The sequence below is a fragment of the Leifsonia sp. 1010 genome, from assembly GCF_031455295.1.
Taxonomy (GTDB): domain Bacteria; phylum Actinomycetota; class Actinomycetes; order Actinomycetales; family Microbacteriaceae; genus Leifsonia.
Genome location: NZ_JAVDSL010000004.1, coordinates 135,538 through 149,876, shown reverse-complemented (window position 1 = coordinate 149,876; position 14,339 = coordinate 135,538). Strand labels below are relative to the sequence as shown.

The following is a 14,339-nucleotide window of genomic DNA, read 5'->3' as shown; positions in this document are numbered from 1 at the left end:
TGGTGGCCGCATGAGCGACAAGAAGAACGACGACGACTACGACCTCACCGCGGAGAAGGAGGTCGCGCCCGAGGAGAACATCGACTGGCTGCCGAAGCCGGAGCCGACGGACGGCGAGGCCCCGGCGCCCTGAGCCGACCCCGCCGCGGCCCTAGGCTTGGGGGAGTGACCCCTCGCTCGTTCCCGCTCTGGCTCGCACTCGTCCTGGCCCTGCTCTGTGGTGCCCTCGTCGCGCTGCAGTCGCGCATCAACGGTGAGCTGGGCAGCCGGCTCGGCGACGGTTTCACCGCCGCGGCCATCTCGTTCGGCTCCGGGCTCGTGATCCTCACGGTCGCGCTGGCCATCGTGCCCGCCGGTCGACGCGGTCTGGCCCGCGTGCGCGACGCCCTCCGCGGTCGCGGCCTGCGCTGGTGGTACGTGCTGGGCGGTGCGGCCGGCTCGTTCCTGGTGCTCTCGCAGGGCCTCACGGCGGCCGCGCTCGGCGTCGCGCTGTTCACGGTCGCCGTGGTGGCCGGTCAGACCATCAGCGGGCTGGTGCTCGACCGCGTCGGGCTCGGTCCGGGTGGCCGGCGTCCTCTGACGGCCGCGCGCCTCGTCGGAGCACTGCTCGCCCTCGTCGCCGTCACCTGGGCCGTATCGGCGCAGTTCGGCGGTAGCGCCCCGGTGTGGATGATGCTGCTCCCGTTCATCGCGGGTCTCGGCACCGGCTGGCAGCAGGCCGTCAACGGGCAGGTCCGCGTCGTCGCCGAGAGCGCCCTGACCGCGACATTCATCAACTTCGCGGTCGGCACCGCGGTCCTCGTGGTGCTCATGTTCGGCCACTGGGCGCTGGCCGGACTTCCCGCACGCCTCCCGGCGGAGCCGTGGCTCTACGTCGGCGGCGCGATCGGGTGCATCTTCATCGGGGTGACCGCGTTCCTGGTGCGGATCACGGGCGTGCTGCTGCTCGGGCTCGCAACCGTCGCAGGCCAGCTGGTCTCCGCGCTCCTGCTCGACCTGCTCCTGCCGACCGCGGGCCACGTCCTCGCGTTCTCGACGATCGGCGGCACACTGCTCGCGATCGTCGCGGTCGCCGTCGCCAGCATCCGCTGGGGCTGGCGGCGGCAGCCCGCTTAGTCCAGGGCCGTCAGGAACCGCTCGGGATCGAGCGACCGGCGGTGTCCCTCCTTGCTGTCCGCGGGGATTCCGCCGACGTACAGCCAGCCGAGCAGCCGTTCGTTCTTCTTCAGCCCGTGCATCCGGTGCACCGCCTTCGACCGGGTGTGGTGGCCGGTCCGCCACATCACGCCCCAGCCCGCGTCGTGGAGCAGCAGGCTCAGGATGTGGGCGACGCCCGACGCCACGGCATCCTGCTCCCAGCCGGGAACCTTCTCGCTCTTCGTCCGCACGGACACGATCGCGATCAAGAGTGAGGAGCGCAGCGGCTTGGATGCGAGCTTCTCCGCCTCCGATCCGGTCGCCTTCGCATCCCGCACGAACGCCTGGCCGAGCCGCAGCCGCGCGTCTCCGCGGAGCTCGATGAGACGCCACGGGTGCAGCGCGCTGTGGTCGGCGACCCGGCCGGCCGCCGCCACCAGGGGCAGCAGCTCCTCGTGGGTCGGCGCGTCCGGCGTCACCCGCGAGTACGACCGGCGCGCGGCGACGCGGTCGGCGAGGTCGCCGGCGTCGCCAGCGGCCGTCGCGCCTGTCGTCATCAGGACTCCGGCGTGAAGTTCAGCGAGAGCGAGTTCATGCAGTAGCGGTCGCCGGTGGGCGTGCCGAAGCCGTCGGGGAAGACGTGTCCGAGGTGCGAACCGCAGGAGGCGCAGCGCACCTCGGTGCGGACCATGCCGAGGCTGGTGTCCTCGATCAGCTGCACGGCCTCCGGGCGGACGGACTCGTAGAAGCTCGGCCAGCCACACCCCGAGTCGAACTTGGTGCCCGACTTGAACAGCTCGGCGCCGCACGCCGCACAGGTGTACAGGCCGGCGCGGCTCTCGTCGAGCAGCTCGCCGGTCCACGGGCGCTCCGTCCCGGCCTCCCGCAGCACCGCGTACTGCTCGGGGGTGAGCTCCTCACGCCACTCGTTCTCGCTCTTGGAGACCGTGTATCCGTCCTGGGCCGTCTCGTTCTGTGCCATGCCTCTCCCTTTCGTCGTCACCAGACTAAACGGCGTCGCCGCGACGGCTGTTCCCGTTTCGTCCCGCGACGTGCCGGGAGGAAACGGGGAACACACAGGGCCTGCGCCCTAGGATGATGCGCGAGCGCGGGGCGCGACCGGCATGTCCGGCACCGTCCGGCGTCCGTGACGAGGGAAGGCGGTGCGCGTGACCCGGTCAGCCGACGAACGGCCTGCGGTCGACCGCGAGCCGTCGGACACGGACCAGCTGAGCGATCGGGATGCCGCGATCCTCGCGTTCGAACGCCAGTGGTGGCGTCACGCCGGAGCCAAGGAGCAGGCCATCCGCGAGGAGTTCGGTCTCTCGGCGGCTCGGTACTATCAGTTGCTCGGTGCGCTGATCGACCGCCCGGCCGCTCTCCGCCACGACCCCATGCTCGTCAAGAGGCTGCTGCGGCTGCGCGAGGCGAGGCTGGCCGCCCGACACGCACGGACCCTCCCGTCCGGCGACTGAACCCGAGGACCGCATCCCCCGATGGCTGAGAAGTACCCCCGCGACAGGTTCGACGAGATCCCCGACGACCTGAACCGCGTCGGCGCGCACCGGGCGCCGCGCCCGCGGGGCCGGGTCTGGATGGCCGTCGGATGGGCCGCCCTCGCCACGATCGTCCTGGTCGGCGCCGGCATCTTCGGTCTCTCCGTCATCAACGGGAACATCTCGTTCCACGGGCCGGCCGCCTCGGCGTCCCGTTCGCAGACGCCGACCGCCACCCCGACTCCGACGATCGTTCCGACGGTCAACCCGGCGCTGCAGGTCAACGTGCTGAACGGCACGTCGACGGAAGGCCTGGCGCAGACCGTCGGCGACAAGCTCAAGGCGGCGGGCTGGACGGTCTCCGGCCTCGCCAACGCCGACCGCAGCGACCTGGCGACGACCATCGTCTACTACGGCAACCCGGCCAATCAGGCAGCCGCCCTCGGTGTCGTCCAGTCGCTGCCGGGCGCGACCATCCAGCAGAGCAACGCCTTCGATGACACGGGCGCGGACATCACCGTCGTGATCGGCGCGAACTATCAGGGCTGATCCGGGCTCAACGGCCGCTCGTTCCCTTTGTTTCGCGCGTGTTTAACTTTTGCCTCATTTCGGAATCGATTCGCGAAATCTCTGGCGTCGCCGCCTATTGAAAGCATTAGGATCGGGGTCAACGTGCGGCGACGGATCGCGCGAGCGACACAGCAATGGGAGTAATGCATGGCGAACGGGACCGTGAAGTGGTTCAACGCTGAGAAGGGCTACGGCTTCATCACCGTCGATGGAGGGGGACAGGACGTTTTCGTTCATTACTCCGCGATTGACATGAACGGATACAAGGTTCTCGAAGAGGGCCAGCAGGTCGTGTTCGAGGTCGGCACGGGGCAGAAGGGCCCCCAGGCCGAGTCGGTGCGGCTGGCCTGAGCCCGTCGAAGCAACGAATCTGCGGAGCGCCGTCCCCATCGGGGGCGGCGCTTCGCCGTTGCTGCCGGTGTTCGCCGGTCGCGGAGTGATCTTGCACTCGACAGCGGTGAGTGCCAGAATCGCTTTAGCACTCCATCTGATCGAGTGCTAATAGACGGAATCTTTCGCACACGTCCGGGAGGGACGAGAAACACATGGCAAAGATCATTGCTTTCAACGAGGATGCGCGCCGCGGCCTCGAGCGCGGCCTGAACACCCTGGCCGACACGGTCAAGGTGACCCTGGGCCCGCGCGGTCGTAACGTCGTCCTCGAGAAGAAGTGGGGCGCCCCGACCATCACCAACGATGGCGTCTCCATCGCGAAGGAGATCGAGCTCGACGACCCGTACGAGAAGATCGGCGCGGAGCTCGTCAAGGAGGTCGCGAAGAAGACCGACGACGTCGCCGGTGACGGCACCACCACCGCCACCGTCCTCGCCCAGGCCCTGGTCAAGGAGGGCCTGCGGAACGTCGCGGCCGGCGCTGACCCGATCACCCTGAAGCGCGGCATCGAGAAGGCCGTCGCGGCGGTCACCGACGAGCTCATCGCCTCCGCCAAGGAGGTCGAGACCAAGGAGGAGATCGCGGCCACCGCGTCCATCTCCGCCGGCGACACCACCATCGGCGAGATCATCGCCGAGGCGATCGACAAGGTCGGCAAGGAGGGCGTCGTCACCGTCGAGGAGTCGAACACCTTCGGCACCGAGCTCGAGCTCACCGAGGGCATGCGCTTCGACAAGGGCTTCCTGTCGCAGTACTTCGTGACGGACCAGGACCGCCAGGAGGCGGTGTTCGAGGACCCGTACATCCTCATCGCCAACCAGAAGATCAGCAACATCAAGGACCTCCTGCCGATCGTCGACAAGGTGATCCAGGCCGGCAAGCAGCTCCTCATCATCGCTGAGGACGTCGACGGCGAGGCCCTCGCGACCCTGATCGTCAACAAGATCCGCGGCATCTTCAAGTCCGTCGCCGTCAAGGCTCCGGGCTTCGGCGACCGCCGCAAGGCCATGCTGCAGGACATCGCGATCCTCACCGGTGGTCAGGTCATCTCCGAGGAGGTCGGTCTCAAGCTGGAGAACGTCACCCTCGACCTGCTCGGTCAGGCCCGCAAGGTCGTCATCACCAAGGACGAGACCACGATCGTCGAGGGCTCCGGCGACCCGGAGGCCATCGCCGGCCGCGTGCAGCAGATCCGCAACGAGATCGAGTCGACCGACTCGGACTACGACCGCGAGAAGCTGCAGGAGCGCCTCGCCAAGCTCGCCGGCGGCGTCGCCGTCATCAAGGCGGGCGCGGCCACCGAGGTCGAGCTCAAGGAGCGCAAGCACCGCATCGAGGACGCTGTCCGCAACGCGAAGGCCGCCGTCGAGGAGGGCATCGTCGCCGGTGGTGGCGTCGCCCTCATCCAGGCCGGCAAGACCGCCTTCGAGAAGCTGGAGCTCACCGGTGACGAGGCGACCGGCGCCAACATCGTCAAGGTCGCCATCGAGGCTCCGCTGAAGCAGATCGCGATCAACGCGGGCCTCGAGGCCGGCGTCGTCGTCGAGAAGGTCCGCAACCTCCCGGTCGGCCACGGCCTCAACGCCGCGACCGGCGAGTACGTCGACATGCTGGCCTCCGGCATCAACGACCCGGTGAAGGTCACCCGCTCGGCGCTGCAGAACGCCGCGTCGATCGCGGGCCTGTTCCTCACCACCGAGGCCGTCGTCGCCGACAAGCCCGAGAAGAACCCGGCTCCGGTCGGCGACCCGGGCGCAGGCATGGACTTCTAAGTCCCGCACCACGCACAGAGGGCGTCTCCCCATCGGGGAGGCGCCCTCTTCGCATTGCGGCGGTCGCGATGCCTCGGACGTCGGCACACGACCACGTGGCGGTCGCCTCGCTGGTAGCGCCGATGCGGGAGACTGGTCGGTGGTCAGCGGCATGTCATGAGCGAGCCGCGAAGGAGGGCGATCGCCGATGAGTGGCACTGCACGCTCGCAGCCCGCGTGGGGACACGCCCTCGGCTGGCCGATCGCGGCACTCGGAATCGGCGGCCTTGGGGTGTGGCGGTTCACAGCAGCTATCGCCGACGGACACGTTGACGGATGGTCACTCGTCATCGGTATCGTCGGCGCGATCGCCCTGTTGACCGTCCTGCTGGGTATACCCGCCATCAGGAGCTCGCGACGGAGGCGCCTCCTCTCTCGCAGTCATCCCGCTGCGTCGGTCTGCACTTTGTCCGTCTATCCGGAGACTGCGCAGCAGCTTGCCGACATGAGCACGGCAGCTGGAGGTGAAACGCATCACATGTGGGGCAACATCTGGGCCGAACTCTGGTGCGACGGGAAGGAGCTGCGAGTGTACGGCGGAACCTTCTTCGGTCTCGGTGGCCGGCCGAGGGTGCTCGCTCGCATCCCGCTTCCTCACGGCTGGACTGCGACGGTGGGCAAGGCCCAACAGGGCCTGTACGTCATGAACACGCTCGAGATTCGAGCATCCGTTGGCGGTCGTACCGCGGTCATCAATGCGCTTCCGGTCTGGTCCGCGGGCGTCGTGCTGCTTCCGTACTACAAGGCAGAACGCATCCAGCAAATCGCTCAGGCCATCAACGGTCTCAACACCGAGCGACCCTAGGCGACGCGAGCGCTACGGCGTGAGCGGCTTCGGCGAGGCGGGGGAGCCGGCCAGCGGCAGCGAGACGCGGAACGTGGCGCCGCCTCCCTCGGTGTCGACCACGTCGACCGTGCCGTTGTGGGCGGCGACGATGGAGGAGACGATCGCGAGGCCGAGGCCGCTTCCGCCCGTCTCGCGGGCGCGCGACGTGTCGGCGCGCCAGAACCGCTGGAAGATTTTCTCGCGGATCTGCGGCGGGATGCCCTCGCCGTGGTCGCGGACCTCGATGATGCCGCGCTCGGTGCGGTGGTCGATCTGCACCGCGATCTCGATGGGGCTGCCCTCCGGCGTGTAGCGCAGCGCGTTGCCCATCAGGTTGGTGATGACCTGGCGGAGCTTGTTCTCCTCCGCCATGACGATCGCGGGCTCCGACGGGGCGGGCTGCGTGAGCACCACCTTCTCGGCCGTCGTGATGGGCAGCGGCTCGGTCGTCCCGCGGCGGCTGCGACCGCGGCGCAGGCGGGCGAGCGCCGATCCAGCGAACGCGATCGGGCCGGTGGCGTTCGCCGGGCGCGCATCGCTCTCCGGAATGGTCATCGGCACGGTGTCGAGACCCGGCTCCGTGGCGTCGTCGTCCTGCGGCGGAAGGGGCTCGGGGGTGAGCACGCTGACGACGCGTCCGGGGGATCCGGCCATCGCATCCATCGCCGCGTCCTGCGCGATCTTCACCAGGTCGACGCGGTGCAGGTCGAGCGGCTTGGTCTCGTCGAGGCGGGCGAGCTCGAGGAGGTCCTCCACGAGCACGCCCATGCGGATCGCCTCCTTCTCGATGCGGTCCATCGCCTGCGCAACGTCCTCGGGCGTCTGGAGTGCGCCCATCCGGTACAGCTCGGCGTAGCCGCGGACCGAGACCAGAGGGGTGCGGAGTTCGTGCGAGGCGTCGCCGACGAAGCGCCGCATCTGCTCGATTGTGCGGGCGCGGTCGCTGAACGCGCGGTCGATGCGGTTCAGCATGGTGTTGAGGGAGCGGTTGAGGCGCCCGACCTCCGTGTTCGGGGTCGCGCCGCCGAGGCGCTGGCTGAAGTCTCCGTCGGCGATGGCCGCCGCGGTCTGCTCCACTTCGCGCAGCGGCGAGAACGTCGTCGTGACGAGCATCCGGGTCAGGCCGGCGCCGACCACGATCACGATCACGCCGAAGCCGAGGAAGATCGCCAGGAAGCTCGCCATCACCGTGTCGATCTGCGATGTCGTCGTCGCGACGATCGCGGTGGCCAGCTCGCCGCTGCCCTCGAAGGTCTGCGTCGTCGCGAGAGCGCGGTAGGTGGTGCGGCCGTCGTTGCTCGTAAGCGGGAAGCCGCCGTTCATACTCTTCGCTTCGGGGAGAGTCAGCGTGGATGGAATCGCCGGCCGGTGCGCGTACGGGATATTCGACCAGTTCGTCTTCACCAGCTTGCCGCTGGAGTTGTACAGCGCCGCGAAATAGTCCGACGGACTCGAGTCGGTCGCGATCTGGTCCTCGTTGGACGTCGGGGTGAACAGGTACGTGTTCAGGTAGGACGCGCCGGACGCGGCCGAGAGCTGCGCATCCAGCTGGTCGAGGAGCACCGGCTTCAGCATCGACATCGTTCCGATGCCGGTCACGAGCAGCCCGAGCGTCAGCATGAGCACGGTCACGCCCGTGATCTTCGCGCGCAGGGAGATCGCGTTCCAGCGGTCGAGCAGACGTGAGTGCATCAGGCCGTCAGTCTAAGCGGGGGATGCTGTGCCGGGCATGTGTGCTCCCGGTGCGCACCTCAGGCTTTCGCGGCCTTCAGCATGTAGCCGAATCCGCGCTTGGTCTGGATGAGCGGCTCGCTGGAGTGCGCATCCACCTTGCGGCGCAGGTACGAGATGTACGACTCCACGATGCCAGCGTCGCCGTTGAAGTCGTACTCCCAGACGTGGTCGAGGATCTGCGCCTTCGAGAGCACTCGGTTCGGGTTGAGCATGAGGTAGCGCAGCAGCTTGAACTCGGTGGGGCTGAGCTCGATGGGGGTGTCGCCGACGAAGACCTCGTGGGTGTCCTGGTCCATCGTCAGCTCGCCGGCGCGGATGACCGCGTCTTCGTCGGCTTGCATCGTGCGGCGCAGGATGGCCTTGATGCGGGCGACGATCTCATCGAGGCTGAACGGCTTGGTGACGTAGTCGTCGCCGCCGACGGTGAGGCCGGTGATCTTGTCCTCGGTGTCGTCCTTCGCCGTGAGGAACAGGATGGGCGCGGTGTAGCCGGCGCCGCGGAGACGCTTGGTGACGCCGAAGCCGTTCATGTCCGGCAGCATGACGTCGAGGATGATGAGGTCGGGCTCCTCTTCGAGGACCGCGGAGATCGCCTGCGCGCCGTTCCCGACCGCACGGACGGCGAACCCGGCGAAACGGAGACTGGTGGTGAGGAGGTCGCGGATGTTCGGCTCGTCGTCGACGATGAGAATGCGGGGTCCTGCGTTCATGCAGACAGTATCTGCGCGTCGGCTGGGTCTTACCTGTGAGCCGTCGGTGCGCCCTTGGTGCGCAGGTCTGGCGCCCGCAGTGTGAAGAGTGGATGCTGAGAACATGTCTGAACCCGTTGTCGTGATCGCCGGTGCCGGCCTGGCCGGCGCGACCGTCGCCACGGAGCTCCGTGAGCGCGGTTTCGGCGGCCGCATCCTGCTGCTCGGGGCAGAGGAGCACCGGCCGTACATCCGCCCGCCGCTGTCGAAGGAGTACCTGAAGGGCGAGGGCGGCATCGAGGATGCGGACGTGCATCCCGCCGAGTGGTACGCGGACAACGCGGTCGAGTTCATCCCGAACGTCGAGGCGGGTTCGTTCGAGGCGGACGCCCACGAGCTGTTCGTGTCGGACGGCGGCCGGATCACTTACGACAGCCTCGTCCTCGCCACCGGGGCGCGAGCGCGCCCGCTCGGTGTTCCGGGCAGCGGCCACGGCGCGGTGTTCCCGCTCCGGACGCGCGAGGACTCCGCCTGGCTTCGCGTGGCGCTGGAGGTCGGCGGCCGGCGCGTCGTGATCGTCGGGTCGGGGTGGATCGGCATGGAGGTCGCGGCGGCGGCCCGCGGGTACGGCAACGACGTGACCGTCATCGGTCACTCGGCGGTCCCGCTGAGCGGGGCCATCGGCCGCGAGCTCGGCGGCGTCTTCGAGCGGCTGCACCGGGACAACGGGGTCGCGTTCCGCAACGGCGCGAAGGTGGTCGGCGTCGACGGCGGCGAAGAACAGCACGTCGTGCTCGCATCGGGGGAGCGCATCCCCGCCGATGTGGTCGTCGCCGGTGTCGGGGCGTCGCCGAACAGCCTGGTGGCCGAGCGGTCCGGCGCAGCGGTCGCGGAGGGCGTGCTCACCGACAAGGCGATGCGGACCAGCATCGACGACGTCTACGCCGTCGGCGACGTCGCGAATCCCTTCCTTCCCGCGATCGGCCGCCACCTCCGCAGCGAGCACTGGGCGAACGCGATCGCCAGCGGAAAGGTCGCCGCCCACGCCATCCTGGGCGAGCGCGCGTCGTACGACGACATCCCGTACTTCTACTCCGACCAATACGATCTGGGCATGGAGTATTCGGGCTACGGCCCCCTCACCGCCGGCGCCCGCGTGGTGTTCCGGGGCGATGTCGACGCCCGCGAGTTCATCGCCTTCTGGCTGCGCAACGACCGGGTGGTGGCGGGCATGAACGTGAACGTGTGGGACGTGCAGGACGACATCCAGCGCCTCATCCGGCTGGGGGAGCACGTGGATGCGGACTGCTTGGCCGATCAGGACGTCGACCTTGCCGCGCTCTGAGCCGTACCTGCCGCCGCTGCGCGTGCCCGTCCGCCGGATCGGCGCGCGCACCTTCGACTTCTCGCGGCAGGTCGCGGTCATGGCCGTGGTGAACCGCACGCCCGACTCGTTCTTCGACCAGGGCCGCACCTACGCGTTCGACCGGGCGGTCGATGCGTGCTTCGAGGCCGTCGCGCTCGGCGCCGACTGGGTGGACATCGGCGGGGCGCCCTTCGCCCCGGGCGAGCCGGTGCCGGTGGAGGAGGAGATCGAGCGCGTCGTCCCGGTCGTGGCGGCGCTGCGGGCCGGGTCGGACGTCGTCATCTCGGTGGACACCTTCCACGCGGCCGTCGCCCGGGAAGCCATCGCCGCCGGAGCGACCGTCATCAACGACACCACCGGGCTGCGCGATCCCGAGCTTCCGCGGGTCGTCGCCGACAGCGAGGCCACCCTGGTCATCACGCACAGCCTCGCCGAGCCGCGGCGCCCGTATCCGAAGCCGCTGTATGGGGATGTGGTGAGCGAGGTGTCCGCGTTCCTGCTCGACCGCGTCGAGCGCGCCGAGGCCGCGGGCATCCCGGAGGAGCGGATCATCGTCGACCCCGGCCACGACCTCAACAAGAACACGCTGCACTCGCTCGAGCTGACGCGCCGGCTGAGTGAGATCGCGGACCTCGGCTATCCGACCCTCGCCGCGGTCTCGAACAAGGACTTCATCGGCGAGACGCTCGACGCCCCGCGCTCTGAGCGGCTGGAGGGGTCGCTCGCGGCCGCCGTCATCAGCATCGTCAACGGTGCACGGATCGTGCGGATGCACGACGTCCGCGCCTCCGTCGCCGCCGTGCGCATGACCGAGGCCGTGCTGGGCCTCCGCCAGCCCGCCTACCTGAAGCACAACATGGGAGACGTGAATGAGTGAGCCCGCCATCCACCGCCTGTCGCCGCTGCCGTCGCAGACCGAGCTGACCGACGACGACATCACGGCCCTGTACCGGGAGGGGACGGGCGATCCGTGGCTGCGGGTCAACTTCGTCAGCAGTGCCGACGGCGCGGCCACCCATCAGGGGCTCTCGGGCGGGCTGTCCAACGATGTGGACAGCCGGGTGTTCGAGCTGCTGCGGCGCCTCTGCGACGTCGTGCTGGTCGGCGCGGGCACCGTTCGTGCCGAAGGGTACGGCGCTATGCGCGTCGCGCCGGAGTCGGCGCGCGCCCGCAGCGGAGCGGGGATGACCGCGCATCCGGTCTTCGCGATCGTGTCTGCCGGGCTCGACCTGGACCCGCGCAGCTCGATCTTCCAGGACGCCCCCGAGCGGCCGATCATCCTCACGACCGAGCTGTCGCGGCCGGAGGCGCGCGAGACGCTGTCGGAGGTCGCGGACGTCGTGGTCTGCGGTCGGGAGCGCGTGCAGGCCGAGCGCGGACTGCGGGTGCTGCACGAGCGCGGGCTCACGCGCATCCACTGCGAAGGAGGTCCGCACCTGTTCGCCGACCTGATCGCCGCGCGCGCGGTCGACGAGCTGTGCCTGACCCTCAGTCCGCGCCTCGAGGGCGGGACATCGTCGCGGATCGCGACGGGGGCGGCTCCCATCGCCCCGCTCGGGCTGCGGTTGGCGCACACGCTGGCGGGGGATGACACGCTGCTGCTGCGGTATGTCCGGGGCTGAGGAGGCTGTGGCCGCCGAGCTGCGTCCGGTCATCGACGCGGGTGTGGTGCGTCGCCTCGTCGACGCGCAGTTCCCGCAGTGGCGGGGGCTGCCCATCCGACCGGTGGAACACGACGGCTGGGACAACCGGACGTTCCGGCTCGGCGACGAGCTGAGCGTCCGTCTGCCGAGCGCCGCGGGCTACCGCGAGCAGGTCGCGAAGGAGCAGGAGTGGCTGCCGCGGCTCGCCCCGCTGCTGCCGTTGCCCATCCCGCAGCCCGTCGCCGAGGGCGCACCGACGGAGGAGTACCCGCTGCCCTGGTCGGTGTACCGCTGGCTGCCCGGCCGACCGGTGGTGCTGCTCGGCGATGTGTCGCGGGATGCGGTGCTCGCCGAAGCGATCGGGCGGTTTCTCGTCGCCCTGCGGGAGGCGCCCACCGGCGGAGCGCCCGAGCCGGGGACGCACAACTTCTTCCGCGGCGCTCCGCCGGAGGTGTACGGCGAGGAGGCGCTCGCCGCGTTCACCCTGCTCCCGGCCGCCGACGCCGACCGCGCGCGTGGCCTCTGGGACGAGGCCACCGCATCCCGCTGGGGCCGTGTGCCGGTCTGGTTCCACGGCGACGTCGCGCCGGGCAATCTGCTGACGGATGCGTCGGGCGCCCTGTGCGCGGTGATCGACTTCGGCACGTCCGGCGTCGGAGACCCCGCCTGCGACCTCGTGCCCGCCTGGACGATGTTCGAGGGCACGGCACGCGACGCGTTCGTCGAGACCGTCGGCCTCGACGACGACACCTGGTCGCGGGCGCGCGGCTGGGCACTCTGGAAGGCCGCGATCACCCTCCGCGACCGCCCCGCAGACCCCGAGGCGCGCGCAACCCTCGCCCGCCTCCTGCGCTGACCCCGCCGCCGCCCGCCCACTGAACGCCCGAGATTTGCGCCAAATCTCGGTTATGCGGCGCCGATAACCGCGATTTGGCGCAAATCTCGCGCGGGCAGGTGGCGAGGCGAGGGCGGCGCGGGGAGGGTGACGCAGGGCGGCGCGCTACGCCGCCTGCAGCGCGTGCGCGTCGAGGATCGTGTACGAGTAGCCCTGCTCGGCGAGGAACCGCTGGCGGTTCTGCGCGAAGTCCTGGTCGACGGTGTCGCGCGCGACGAGCGTGTAGAAGTTCGCGGACAGCCCCGACTCCTTGGGCCGCAGCAGACGTCCGAGGCGCTGCGCCTCCTCCTGGCGGCTGCCGTACGAGCCGGAGACCTGGATGGCGACGGTCGCCTCGGGCAGGTCCACCGAGAAGTTCGCGACCTTGCTCACGACGAGCACCTTCGTCCGTCCGTCGCGGAACTCCTGGTAGAGCCGCTCCCGCTCGTCCACGGGCGTCGCGCCGGTCAGCTGCGGTGCGTCGAGCGCCTCGGCGAGCTCGTCGATCTGGTCGAGGTACTGGCCGATGATCAGGATGCGCTCGCCCTCGTGCCGCGCGACCAGCTGACGCACGATGTCGAGTTTCGCGGGGGCCGTCGCCGCCAGGCGGTACCGCTCGTCGTCGGGGGCGGCGGCGTAGCTGAGCCGGTCCGACGGCGGCAGGTCGACGCGCACCTCGTAGCAGGCGGCCGGAGAGATGAAGCCCTGCGCCTCGATCTCCTTCCAGGGGGCGTCGAAGCGCTTGGGGCCGATGAGGCTGAACACGTCGCCCTCGCGGCCGTCCTCGCGCACCAGCGTCGCGGTCAGGCCGAGGCGGCGGCGGGCCTGCAGCTCGGCCGTCAGCTTGAAGACGGGCGCGGGCAGCAGGTGCACCTCGTCGTAGACCACGAGGCCCCAGTCGAGCGCGTCGAGCAGCGCCAGGTGCGCGTACTCGCCTTTCCGCTTGGCGGTGAGGATCTGGTAGGTCGCGATCGTGACCGGCTTGACCTCCTTCACCTGTCCCGAGTACTCGCCGATCTCCTCGGCCGTCAGCGTCGTGCGGCGCAGCAGCTCGTCGCGCCACTGCCGGGCCGACACGGTGTTGGTGACGAGGATGAGCGTCGTCGTCTTCGCGGTCGCCATCGCGCCAGCGCCGACGAGCGTCTTGCCCGCACCGCAGGGGAGCACCACGACGCCGGAACCGCCGTCGAAGAAGTTGGTGACCGCCTTGCGCTGGTAGTCGCGCAGGGCCCAGCCGTCCTCCTTCAGCCCGATCTCGTGCGGTGTGCCGGGCGTGTACCCGGCGAGGTCCTCCGCCGGCCAGCCGAGCTTCACGAGCTCCTGCTTCAGCTGCCCGCGTGCCCACGCCTCCACGACGAACGTCGTGTCGTCGCGGCGCTGCAGCAGCAGCGGAGCGATCCGCTTGGCGCTCGCGACCTCCGTCAGCACGGCCAGGTCGCTGGATCGCAGCAGCAGCGTCCCCTCGTCGTCACGCTCGATCACGAGCCGCCCGTAGCGGGCGACGGTCTCGGAGACATCGACGGACACCGTCTGCGGGATGGGGAACTTCGAGTACCGCTCGAGCGTCCCGAGCATGTCCTCCGCCGTGTGTCCGGCGGCCCGCGCGTTCCACAGCCCCAGGCGGGTGATGCGGTACGTGTGGATGTGCTCGGGCGCACGCTCCAGCTCGGCGAAGACGGCGAGGTCGTGGCGCGCGTCCTCCGCCTCCGGGTGCGCGACCTCCAGCAGGACGGTGCGGTCGCTCTGGACGATCAGGGGGCCATCGGACATAGCTCACCAGCCTACGCCCTGCGCGGTAAA

16 protein-coding genes are annotated in these 14,339 nt (G+C 69.8%); 11 read left to right on the top strand and 5 right to left on the bottom strand.

Going from position 1 to position 14,339, the window contains the following annotated elements; all coding sequences use genetic code 11:
* Positions 1-10: 10 nt before the first annotated feature.
* Complete coding sequence (locus tag J2Y42_RS16450) at positions 11-133, top strand: hypothetical protein (RefSeq protein WP_309860622.1); 123 nt, start codon at positions 11-13, stop codon at positions 131-133.
* A gap of 32 nt (positions 134-165) precedes the next feature.
* A complete protein-coding gene (locus tag J2Y42_RS16445; RefSeq protein ID WP_309860621.1) occupies positions 166-1,116 on the top strand; it encodes a DMT family transporter in 951 nt (316 codons plus the stop codon).
* On the opposite strand, the gene J2Y42_RS16440 is transcribed toward J2Y42_RS16445, so the two are convergent.
* Positions 1,113-1,694, bottom strand: a complete 582-nt coding sequence (locus J2Y42_RS16440) for a nitroreductase family protein (RefSeq protein ID WP_309860618.1) — start codon at positions 1,692-1,694, stop codon at positions 1,113-1,115. The two genes, J2Y42_RS16445 and J2Y42_RS16440, sit on opposite strands and share 4 nt — an antisense overlap.
* Positions 1,694-2,119 (bottom strand): peptide-methionine (R)-S-oxide reductase MsrB, encoded by a 426-nt coding sequence (msrB, locus tag J2Y42_RS16435; RefSeq protein ID WP_309860616.1) that lies wholly within the window; start codon positions 2,117-2,119, stop codon positions 1,694-1,696. Before msrB ends, J2Y42_RS16440 begins: the two co-directional genes overlap by 1 nt.
* 181 nt (positions 2,120-2,300) lie before the next feature.
* On the opposite strand from msrB, the gene J2Y42_RS16430 reads away from it, so the two are divergent.
* The 5 genes from J2Y42_RS16430 (at position 2,301) to J2Y42_RS16410 (ending at position 6,212) form a co-directional block, all read left to right on the top strand.
* Positions 2,301-2,612, top strand: a complete 312-nt coding sequence (locus J2Y42_RS16430; protein WP_309860614.1) for a DUF3263 domain-containing protein — start codon at positions 2,301-2,303, stop codon at positions 2,610-2,612.
* A 21-nt stretch (positions 2,613-2,633) separates the two neighbouring features.
* Positions 2,634-3,182 (top strand): LytR C-terminal domain-containing protein, encoded by a 549-nt coding sequence (locus J2Y42_RS16425; protein ID WP_309860612.1) that lies wholly within the window; start codon positions 2,634-2,636, stop codon positions 3,180-3,182.
* 168 nt (positions 3,183-3,350) lie between these two features.
* On the top strand, positions 3,351-3,554 hold the full coding sequence (locus tag J2Y42_RS16420) for a cold-shock protein (protein WP_018191758.1): 204 nt from the start codon (positions 3,351-3,353) through the stop codon (positions 3,552-3,554).
* A gap of 194 nt (positions 3,555-3,748) precedes the next feature.
* Positions 3,749-5,368 (top strand): chaperonin GroEL, encoded by a 1,620-nt coding sequence (gene groL / locus J2Y42_RS16415; protein WP_309860609.1) that lies wholly within the window; start codon positions 3,749-3,751, stop codon positions 5,366-5,368.
* Positions 5,369-5,555: 187 nt separating this feature from the next.
* On the top strand, positions 5,556-6,212 hold the full coding sequence (locus J2Y42_RS16410; protein ID WP_309860607.1) for a hypothetical protein: 657 nt from the start codon (positions 5,556-5,558) through the stop codon (positions 6,210-6,212).
* Positions 6,213-6,224: 12 nt separating this feature from the next.
* Here the strand turns inward: J2Y42_RS16410 and J2Y42_RS16405 are convergent, their stop codons facing one another.
* Both J2Y42_RS16405 and J2Y42_RS16400 read right to left on the bottom strand, forming a co-directional pair.
* Positions 6,225-7,925: a HAMP domain-containing sensor histidine kinase gene (locus J2Y42_RS16405; RefSeq protein ID WP_309860605.1), complete on the bottom strand. Its 1,701-nt coding sequence runs from the start codon at positions 7,923-7,925 to the stop codon at positions 6,225-6,227.
* A gap of 59 nt (positions 7,926-7,984) precedes the next feature.
* On the bottom strand, positions 7,985-8,677 hold the full coding sequence (locus tag J2Y42_RS16400) for a response regulator transcription factor (protein WP_018191755.1): 693 nt from the start codon (positions 8,675-8,677) through the stop codon (positions 7,985-7,987).
* A gap of 103 nt (positions 8,678-8,780) precedes the next feature.
* On the opposite strand from J2Y42_RS16400, the gene J2Y42_RS16395 reads away from it, so the two are divergent.
* From J2Y42_RS16395 to J2Y42_RS16380, 4 genes are read left to right on the top strand one after another with little or no spacing between them, the layout of a single operon-like run.
* Positions 8,781-10,001: an FAD-dependent oxidoreductase gene (locus tag J2Y42_RS16395; protein WP_309860598.1), complete on the top strand. Its 1,221-nt coding sequence runs from the start codon at positions 8,781-8,783 to the stop codon at positions 9,999-10,001.
* The gene (gene folP, locus J2Y42_RS16390) at positions 9,955-10,899 is read left to right on the top strand and encodes a dihydropteroate synthase (protein WP_309860596.1); all 945 of its coding nucleotides are present in this window, start codon (positions 9,955-9,957) and stop codon (positions 10,897-10,899) included. Before J2Y42_RS16395 ends, folP begins: the two co-directional genes overlap by 47 nt.
* Positions 10,892-11,644 carry a pyrimidine reductase family protein gene (locus J2Y42_RS16385; protein WP_309860594.1) on the top strand — a complete coding sequence of 251 codons (753 nt, stop codon included), beginning with the start codon at positions 10,892-10,894 and terminating at the stop codon, positions 11,642-11,644. The genes folP and J2Y42_RS16385 overlap by 8 nt, the downstream gene beginning before the upstream one ends.
* Positions 11,645-11,651: 7 nt before the next feature.
* The gene (locus J2Y42_RS16380; protein ID WP_309860593.1) at positions 11,652-12,521 is read left to right on the top strand and encodes an aminoglycoside phosphotransferase family protein; all 870 of its coding nucleotides are present in this window, start codon (positions 11,652-11,654) and stop codon (positions 12,519-12,521) included.
* Between the two features lie 144 nt (positions 12,522-12,665).
* Here J2Y42_RS16380 and J2Y42_RS16375 read toward each other — a convergent pair whose 3' ends face one another.
* Positions 12,666-14,309, bottom strand: a complete 1,644-nt coding sequence (locus tag J2Y42_RS16375) for a DNA repair helicase XPB (protein ID WP_018191750.1) — start codon at positions 14,307-14,309, stop codon at positions 12,666-12,668.
* Between the last annotated feature and the right edge of the window lie 30 nt (positions 14,310-14,339).

Excerpts from the sequence above, each read along its gene's own strand:
- J2Y42_RS16450 (WP_309860622.1), top strand. The coding sequence starts at position 11 with ATGAGCGACAAGAAGAACGACGACGACTACGACCTCACCGCGGAGAAG.
- J2Y42_RS16440 (WP_309860618.1), bottom strand. The coding sequence starts at position 1,694 with ATGACGACAGGCGCGACGGCCGCTGGCGACGCCGGCGACCTCGCCGAC.
- msrB (WP_309860616.1), bottom strand. The coding sequence starts at position 2,119 with ATGGCACAGAACGAGACGGCCCAGGACGGATACACGGTCTCCAAGAGC.
- J2Y42_RS16425 (WP_309860612.1), top strand. The coding sequence starts at position 2,634 with ATGGCTGAGAAGTACCCCCGCGACAGGTTCGACGAGATCCCCGACGAC.
- J2Y42_RS16420 (WP_018191758.1), top strand. The coding sequence starts at position 3,351 with ATGGCGAACGGGACCGTGAAGTGGTTCAACGCTGAGAAGGGCTACGGC.
- groL (WP_309860609.1), top strand. The coding sequence starts at position 3,749 with ATGGCAAAGATCATTGCTTTCAACGAGGATGCGCGCCGCGGCCTCGAG.
- J2Y42_RS16410 (WP_309860607.1), top strand. The coding sequence starts at position 5,556 with ATGAGTGGCACTGCACGCTCGCAGCCCGCGTGGGGACACGCCCTCGGC.
- J2Y42_RS16405 (WP_309860605.1), bottom strand. The coding sequence starts at position 7,925 with ATGCACTCACGTCTGCTCGACCGCTGGAACGCGATCTCCCTGCGCGCG.
- J2Y42_RS16400 (WP_018191755.1), bottom strand. The coding sequence starts at position 8,677 with ATGAACGCAGGACCCCGCATTCTCATCGTCGACGACGAGCCGAACATC.
- J2Y42_RS16395 (WP_309860598.1), top strand. The coding sequence starts at position 8,781 with ATGTCTGAACCCGTTGTCGTGATCGCCGGTGCCGGCCTGGCCGGCGCG.
- folP (WP_309860596.1), top strand. The coding sequence starts at position 9,955 with ATGCGGACTGCTTGGCCGATCAGGACGTCGACCTTGCCGCGCTCTGAG.
- J2Y42_RS16385 (WP_309860594.1), top strand. The coding sequence starts at position 10,892 with ATGAGTGAGCCCGCCATCCACCGCCTGTCGCCGCTGCCGTCGCAGACC.
- J2Y42_RS16375 (WP_018191750.1), bottom strand. The coding sequence starts at position 14,309 with ATGTCCGATGGCCCCCTGATCGTCCAGAGCGACCGCACCGTCCTGCTG.